The organism is Pseudomonas lopnurensis, assembly GCF_015070855.1.
In the GTDB taxonomy this organism is placed as follows: domain Bacteria; phylum Pseudomonadota; class Gammaproteobacteria; order Pseudomonadales; family Pseudomonadaceae; genus Stutzerimonas; species Stutzerimonas lopnurensis.
This window is the reverse complement of the sequence record NZ_JADDIX010000064.1, coordinates 1-6,055: the sequence shown is the minus strand read 5'-3', so window position 1 is coordinate 6,055 and position 6,055 is coordinate 1. Positions and strand designations below refer to the sequence as shown.

At 65.9% G+C, this 6,055-nt stretch carries 4 protein-coding genes; 1 reads left to right on the top strand and 3 read right to left on the bottom strand.

Annotation, left to right across the window (positions count from 1 at the left end):
• Window position 1: 1 nt before the first annotated feature.
• Complete coding sequence (gene putP, locus IN820_RS12495) at window positions 2-1,486, bottom strand: sodium/proline symporter PutP (protein WP_193681301.1); 1,485 nt, start codon at window positions 1,484-1,486, stop codon at window positions 2-4.
• A gap of 339 nt (window positions 1,487-1,825) precedes the next feature.
• Complete coding sequence (locus tag IN820_RS12490) at window positions 1,826-3,835, bottom strand: TonB-dependent receptor (RefSeq protein WP_193681300.1); 2,010 nt, start codon at window positions 3,833-3,835, stop codon at window positions 1,826-1,828.
• A 228-nt stretch (window positions 3,836-4,063) separates the two neighbouring features.
• On the opposite strand from IN820_RS12490, the gene IN820_RS12485 reads away from it, so the two are divergent.
• Entirely contained in the window at window positions 4,064-4,288 is a 225-nt protein-coding gene (locus tag IN820_RS12485; RefSeq protein WP_193681299.1) for a DUF3203 family protein, read from the top strand.
• A 316-nt stretch (window positions 4,289-4,604) separates the two neighbouring features.
• Here the strand turns inward: IN820_RS12485 and putP (IN820_RS12480) are convergent, their stop codons facing one another.
• A complete protein-coding gene (gene putP / locus IN820_RS12480; RefSeq protein WP_328822085.1) occupies window positions 4,605-6,053 on the bottom strand; it encodes a sodium/proline symporter PutP in 1,449 nt (482 codons plus the stop codon).
• Window positions 6,054-6,055: the final 2 nt, after the last annotated feature.

The window sequence follows — 6,055 nt, the reverse complement described above, 5'->3', positions numbered from 1 at the left end:
ATCAGCCGGCGTGGTAGTCCGCGTCGGCTTCCTCGAAGCGCTTGACGATGCTCGGCGCCGGTTCGGCGTCCAGCTTGCTCACCACGAAGATGGCGAGGCTGGCGAGGATGAAGCCGGGGATGATCTCGTACAGGCCCAGGCCGATGAATTCCTTCCACACCACCACGGTAACCGCACCGACCAGCATGCCCACCAGCGCGCCGTTGCGCGTCATGCGCTTCCACAGCAGCGAGATCAGCACCACCGGACCGAACGCCGCGCCGAAGCCGGCCCAGGCGTAGGACACCAGGCCCAGCACCTTGCTCTCCGGGTTGGAGGCGATGCCGATGGCGATCAGCGCGATCAGCAGCACCATGCCGCGGCCGACCCACACCAGCTCGGTCTGCGAGGCGTTCTTGCGCAGCATGGCCTTGTAGAAGTCCTGGGTCAGGGCGCTGGAGCTGACCAGCAGCTGGGCGCTGAGGGTGCTCATCACCGCCGCCAGCACACCGGAGAGGATGATGCCGGCCACCCACGGGTTGAACAGGATCTTCACCAGTTCCATGAACACCCGCTCGCCGTTCTGGCTCACCGCGCCCGCCTGCTCCGGGTGGTCGGCGAAGTAGGCGATGCCGAGAAAGCCCACCGCCACCGCCCCGGCCAGGGTCAGGATCATCCAGGTCATGCCGATGCGCCGGGCGTTGGGGATGGTCTTGATCGAGTCGGCGGCCATGAAGCGCACCAGGATGTGCGGCTGGCCGAAGTAGCCCAGGCCCCAGGCCAGCAGCGAGATGATGGCGACGAAGGACAGGCCACGGAACATGTCGAAGTTGGCCGGGTTCTGCGCTTCGATGGTGGCCATCACGGTGCCCATGTCGCCCAGGGCGAGGATGACGAACAGCGGCGTGATCAGCAACGCGAAGATCATCAGCGTGGCCTGCACGGTGTCGGTCCAGCTCACCGCCAGGAAGCCGCCGATGAACACGTAGAGGATGGTCGCCGCCGCGCCGACCCACAGCGCGTATTCGTACGGCATGCCGAAGGTCGACTCGAACAGCCGTGCGCCGGCCACCACGCCCGAGGCGCAGTAGATGGTGAAGAACACCAGGATCACCAGCGCGGAGAAGATCCGCAGCAGGCGGCTCTGGTCCTCGAAGCGGTGGGAGAAGTAGTCCGGCAGGGTCAGCGCGTTGTGGTTGTGCTCGGTGTGCACGCGCAGACGCCCGGCGACGAACAGCCAGTTCAGCCAGGCGCCGACGATCAGGCCGATGGCGATCCAGCTTTCCGACAGGCCGGCGACGAAGATCGCCCCGGGCAGGCCCATCAGCAGCCAGCCGCTCATGTCCGAGGCGCCGGCCGACAGCGCGGTGACGAAGCTGCCGAGGCTGCGCCCGCCGAGGATGTAGTCGGAGAAGTTCTTGGTGGCGCGGTAGGCGATGAAGCCGATCAGGATCATCGCCGCGATGTAGATCACGAAAGTGATCAGGGTGGGTGTGCTGACGTTCATGGGACGTATTTTCCTTGTGTGTCCTGACGTTCCGCCGCCGGATCGGCAACGACCGGGCCGAGCGGCAACAGCGGCGGAACGATCGAGGGGCGCAAGGATAGCGCGTCACCGACGCGTGTGCTCATGACTGGCCGGTTCTACCAGGTCGCTCAAAGGGCCGCAAACAGCGCTGGAAGGCTGGAGGGCCGAACGACAAGCAGGCCGGGGCTGGGTGAAAACCGGCATCGTCCAGCTTTCAGGCCTCCAACGCGTTTATCGAATAGCCGTTGCGCAATAGCGCATAGCGCAATTGCCCTGACGGCTGTTTTCGCAGTTCGACCACACCGCGGCGGCGCGGCCTCAGAACGTCAGGCGCACGCCCACGGTCAGGTTGCGCCCGGGCAGCAGCACCTCGTCCTTGATGAAGGAGGTGTGCTGGCGCGCCTTTTCGTCCAGCAGGTTGTTGGCCTTGAGGTAGAGCAGGTAGTCGGTCCGGTCCAGCGAGCCGCTGTAACCGAGGCTCGCGCCGAGCATGTCGTAGCCGCCGCTTTCGGTCTCGTAGTCGGCCAGGTCGTCCTGGCGCTGCACGCGATAGAACTCCAGCTGGCCGTTGAGCGCCGGGGTGAAGCGCTGGTCCACCCGCATGCCCAGGCGATCGGCCGGGATGCGCGGCAGGTCGCCACCGCCATCGCGCAGCCTGCCGCGCACGTGGTCGCCGAACAGGGTGAAGGCGGTGGCGTCGGTGGCCTGGAAGCGCACCTCCCCTTCCGCGCCGGTAAGCACCGCGTCCTGCTGGCGGTACTCGATCTCGCGGTAGCCACCGCCGATGTCGTGGCCGGTGTCGGCGGCATGGATGAAGTCGTCCACCTGGTTGCGGAACAGGCTCAGGCTGAACGTGGTGCGCCCGGAGAATTTACGCAGGGTGATTTCGGCATTGTGCGATGTCTCTTCTTCGAGATCGACGTTGCCCAGCTCGACGGTGCGGGTCGCGGCGTGCGGGCCGTTGGCGTAGAGCTCCTCGGCGGTCGGCAGGCGTTGCGAGCGCGTCAGCGAGAAGCCCAGCGAGTATTGCGGGGCGAAGGTCCAGACCGCGCCGGCGGAAACGGACGTGCCGCTGTGATCGGTGTCCGGACGGCCATCGGCATCGATGTCCTGCCATTCGTGGCGCAGGCCGAGTTCATAGCGCCAGGCGCCGGCGGTGTATTCCTCGAGCAGGAACAGGCCGTGGTTGCGCGTCAGCGTCGGCGGCACATAGGCCTCCTCGCCAAGGGCCTGGAAGTCGCGGCGCAGAGTTTGCGCGCCGACCACCCCGCGCCAGCCGAACAGTGGTCGATGGGTCAGTTCCAGGCGCGCATCGGTGGCGTCGTTATCGAAGCGGGTGCCCACTTCGCCGCCCTCGACTTCCTGGTGCTGGTAGTCGCTGTGACCGACGCGCAGGCGCGCCAGCTCGAAGCCCGGCAGCGGATCGCTCAGCTCGCCGCGCAGGTCCCAGCGCTTCTGCCGCATGTCGACGTAGGGCACGCTGCCGTGCTCGTCATGATCGTGATCGTGGTCGTCGTGGCCACCGCAATGCCAATCGCTGCCGTGGGTGTGGCAATCGGCGTGCTCGTGGGCTAGCAGCCCGTAGCGGTTGTTCTGCTCGCCATAGGCCATGCCGATATAGCCGCGCTCGCCGATGAAGCTGGCACCCAGGTTGAAGCTGTCGGTGTCGTTATAGGAGCCTTCCTGTTTGTTCGGCGAACCGGGGATTTCGTATTCGTCGGCCCGGCGCTTGGCGCCTTCGGCACGCACGGCGAAATGGCCGCTGCCGGCGGTGATGCCGAACACCCCTGCCCCCTCGTTGGCGACGCTGTTGGCACGCAGCTCCAGCTCGCCTTCGTAACCCTTCTCCGGGACGCGGGTGGGGATCTTCTTGTCGATCACGTTGACCACGCCACCCATGGCGCCGCCGCCGTACAGCAGCGTTGCCGGCCCCTTGAGCACTTCGATGCGCTCGGCCAGCAGCGGCTCGCTGGTCACCGCATGGTCGGGGCTGATGGTAGAGGCGTCGAGCAGTTCCACGCCATCGCTCAGCACCTTCACCCGCGCACCGTCCAGCCCGCGAATCACCGGGCGCGCGGCCCCGGCACCGAAACTGCTGGAGCGCATGCCGGGCAGACTTTCCAGGGTTTCGCCGAGCGTCGCCTCGCGACGCAGCACCAGTTCGTCGTTCTCCATCACCGCCGCCGGCGTGGTCATCTCGTGGCTCTGCTTGGCCAGGGCGCTGGCGCTGACCACTACCGACTCGAGTTCGACCGGATCGGCCGCCCAGACGGCCGGGACCAAGGCCAGGCTGATGGCCCAGGCCAGGGGATGACGCTTCAGTTTCATGTGACTCTCCAGACAATGGCGGTTGCCTTCCGAGGCAACCGATAGAGGGCTGTGTGCGCTGAACCTCTGGTCGAGGTCCGGTGTGCGGAGGGAGAATCTATCATGTTATATCATAACATTTAAGCGTGATTTTCCTTCTTTGCCGCACAACGCAACACCCGTATCGATGGTCGAAATGGAAAAGCCGCGCGAAACGACGCGGCCCAACGGCTATTAGCGGGAGGTCCCATGACTGTTCAGATCGACACCACCACCGGCACTTGCTCCGTCGTCATCGACGGCACCACGCACCGCTATGCACTCATGGATGTACGCATCACCACCGACCCGCAGGCGCGCATGTCGGTACTGAATGTCGATGGCGCCAGCATCCACGTACCGGAAGACGAGGCCGAGCACCTGATCGCCGCCGGGGCGGTGGATGATCGCTCCAACCTGGTCGCCGACGACTAGGCCTGGGCCAGAAAACGCAAAACCCCGGCTAGCCGGGGTTTCGTGATTCGATTTGCAGAGTAGATGGCAATCCCATCCAGCCAGGTGCAGGCGCAGCTGATCCAAAGTGGCCTGCCGAGCCCTGCCCCTTATTCCTCGAGGCATTTGGCGACACTTGGCGCCCCGCTGGCTCAGCGCCGGGGAACGGTGGGCTGAAGCCCACCCTACGTGGGGTTCGGCACAATTCGGTACCGGTTCCATCGAGCGGCCTGGTAATGCGCGGCGGCTTTGTAGGGTGGGCTTCAGCCCACCCTCCGCCATGCAAGCCACCCTCTCATCAGCCGGCGTGGTAGTCCGCGTCGGCTTCCTCGAAGCGCTTGACGATGCTCGGCGCCGGTTCGGCGTCCAGCTTGCTCACCACGAAGATGGCGAGGCTGGCGAGGATGAAGCCGGGGATGATCTCGTACAGGCCCAGGCCGATGAATTCCTTCCACACCACCACGGTAACCGCACCGACCAGCATGCCCACCAGCGCGCCGTTGCGCGTCATGCGCTTCCACAGCAGCGAGATCAGCACCACCGGACCGAACGCCGCGCCGAAGCCGGCCCAGGCGTAGGACACCAGGCCCAGCACCTTGCTCTCCGGGTTGGAGGCGATGCCGATGGCGATCAGCGCGATCAGCAGCACCATGCCGCGGCCGACCCACACCAGCTCGGTCTGCGAGGCGTTCTTGCGCAGCATGGCCTTGTAGAAGTCCTGGGTCAGGGCGCTGGAGCTGACCAGCAGCTGGGCGCTGAGGGTGCTCATCACCGCCGCCAGCACACCGGAGAGGATGATGCCGGCCACCCACGGGTTGAACAGGATCTTCACCAGTTCCATGAACACCCGCTCGCCGTTCTGGCTCACCGCGCCCGCCTGCTCCGGGTGGTCGGCGAAGTAGGCGATGCCGAGAAAGCCCACCGCCACCGCCCCGGCCAGGGTCAGGATCATCCAGGTCATGCCGATGCGCCGGGCGTTGGGGATGGTCTTGATCGAGTCGGCGGCCATGAAGCGCACCAGGATGTGCGGCTGGCCGAAGTAGCCCAGGCCCCAGGCCAGCAGCGAGATGATGGCGACGAAGGACAGGCCACGGAACATGTCGAAGTTGGCCGGGTTCTGCGCTTCGATGGTGGCCATCACGGTGCCCATGTCGCCCAGGGCGAGGATGACGAACAGCGGCGTGATCAGCAACGCGAAGATCATCAGCGTGGCCTGCACGGTGTCGGTCCAGCTCACCGCCAGGAAGCCGCCGATGAACACGTAGAGGATGGTCGCCGCCGCGCCGACCCACAGCGCGTATTCGTACGGCATGCCGAAGGTCGACTCGAACAGCCGTGCGCCGGCCACCACGCCCGAGGCGCAGTAGATGGTGAAGAACACCAGGATCACCAGCGCGGAGAAGATCCGCAGCAGGCGGCTCTGGTCCTCGAAGCGGTGGGAGAAGTAGTCCGGCAGGGTCAGCGCGTTGTGGTTGTGCTCGGTGTGCACGCGCAGACGCCCGGCGACGAACAGCCAGTTCAGCCAGGCGCCGACGATCAGGCCGATGGCGATCCAGCTTTCCGACAGGCCGGCGACGAAGATCGCCCCGGGCAGGCCCATCAGCAGCCAGCCGCTCATGTCCGAGGCGCCGGCCGACAGCGCGGTGACGAAGCTGCCGAGGCTGCGCCCGCCGAGGATGTAGTCGGAGAAGTTCTTGGTGGCGCGGTAGGCGATGAAGCCGATCAGGATCATCGCCGCGATGTAGATCA

Bases quoted from the DNA above. Each gene is read 5' to 3' on its own strand.
- putP (WP_193681301.1), bottom strand. From the start codon at position 1,486: ATGAACGTCAGCACACCCACCCTGATCACTTTCGTGATCTACATCGCG.
- IN820_RS12490 (WP_193681300.1), bottom strand. From the start codon at position 3,835: ATGAAACTGAAGCGTCATCCCCTGGCCTGGGCCATCAGCCTGGCCTTG.
- IN820_RS12485 (WP_193681299.1), top strand. From the start codon at position 4,064: ATGACTGTTCAGATCGACACCACCACCGGCACTTGCTCCGTCGTCATC.